Raw genomic sequence first — 1,494 nt, forward strand, 5'->3', positions numbered from 1 at the left:
GGCCTTTATCGGTGCCCCGGGGAACAGAATATGAAACAGGCAAGCACAAAATTGCTGCAGTTTTTGATGGCCGAGAATACCTTCCTGATGGCGGATCTGTTCCGTCTGCAGTTGGTGGATGGCACTGTCGTGGGGTATTGCGCCTTTGACTGCAACATCACCTTTCGTGGCCGGGAGTATATTGCCGATGGACCTGTCATCCGCCGTTCCCGCACCCGCTGCGTTATTGGTGTGGAAGTGGACACCCTCAACCTGGAGGTGGCACCCGGGCCAAACGATCTGCTGCTGGGTGTCCCGTGGATCGTGGCCGCCAACGCCGGTGTGCTGGATGGTGCCACCTTGGCGCTGTATCGGGTTTTCCTGCAGAGTGACTTGTCGCTCGTTGACGGCGTCACCCTGTTTGTCGGCCAGGTGGCAGACATCCAGACCACACGCTCATTGGCGAAAATTACAGCCAACAGCGCCGTGCAACTGCTCAATATGAAAATGCCGAGAAACGTTTATCAGCCAGGCTGCTCCCACACGCTCTTCGACGACAACTGCGCTGTCAACAGGGATGCCGCCATCTACTGTATTGAGACGTCGGTGCGCTCCAGCGGGAGCACGGCAGTCACGATCTATAGCAGTCTGGCCTCGGTGGTTCCCGGATGGTTCGACCAAGGCTACATCGAGTTCATGAATGGAAAGCTCACCGGTCTGAGGCGCACCATCAAATCCTGCTCCACCGATGGCGTTTTCCAACTGCTGCTTCCACTCCCATCTGCTCCGGCAGTCGGAGACACCTTCAAAGCCCGGCCAGGGTGCGACAAGACCCAGGCCACCTGCACCAACAAATTCTACAACATCACGCATTTCAAGGCGTTTCCCTATGTCCCCGTTGCGGAGTCGGCACTATGAATTCCATTCGTGATCAGATTGTTGAGGTGGCTCTTGGCTGGTTGCACACGCCGTATCACCACCACGCCCGTCTCAAAGGCGTGGGTGTTGACTGCGTCCAGTTCCTCATTGCCGTTTTTGAAGAGTGCCAGCTTGCTATAGGCGCAGAGGCGAACGGATATGCGCAGGATTGGCATTTACACCGCAGCGAGGAGAAATATCTGCAGGGTATTCAGCAGTATGCCAGGCCGGTGGAAACGCCAGAGCCGGGAGATATTGCGCTTTTCAAATTTGGCCGTTGCATCTCCCACGCTGGCATTGTCCTGCCGGACACCAAAAAAATCATCCACTCCTATACCGGTCATGGCGTGATCCTCTCTGCGCTGGATGGACAGGAGCTTGGCGGCAGGCTTCATTCTTTCTGGACGGTGGTGCCATCATGAGCAGCAAATCAGGGAATGTTGTCAACAATGCCGAGCCACGAGCCAACGGGATTACCTTTCAGGGTAGCACATTCGGCACGGCCATTCCAATTGCCTATGGCAGAGCCAGAATGCCGGGAAATCTTTTGTGGTACGGTGACTTCCGTTCCATCGCTCACACCACCTCGCAGGATGT

General features: G+C 56.0%; 2 protein-coding genes. Both read left to right on the top strand.

Annotation, left to right across the window (positions count from 1 at the left end; translation table 11 throughout):
* The coding region (locus EJP87_RS16250) for a DUF2163 domain-containing protein (protein ID WP_130472891.1) at positions 1-897 on the top strand (897 nt) is incomplete at its 5' end.
* Positions 894-1,319, top strand: a complete 426-nt coding sequence (locus tag EJP87_RS16255) for a C40 family peptidase (protein WP_130472892.1) — start codon at positions 894-896, stop codon at positions 1,317-1,319. The genes EJP87_RS16250 and EJP87_RS16255, both read left to right, overlap by 4 nt.
* Positions 1,320-1,494 lie beyond the last annotated feature (175 nt).

It is taken from the genome of Candidatus Magnetaquicoccus inordinatus, from assembly GCF_004217665.1.
Classification (GTDB): domain Bacteria; phylum Pseudomonadota; class Magnetococcia; order Magnetococcales; family Magnetaquicoccaceae; genus Magnetaquicoccus; species Magnetaquicoccus inordinatus.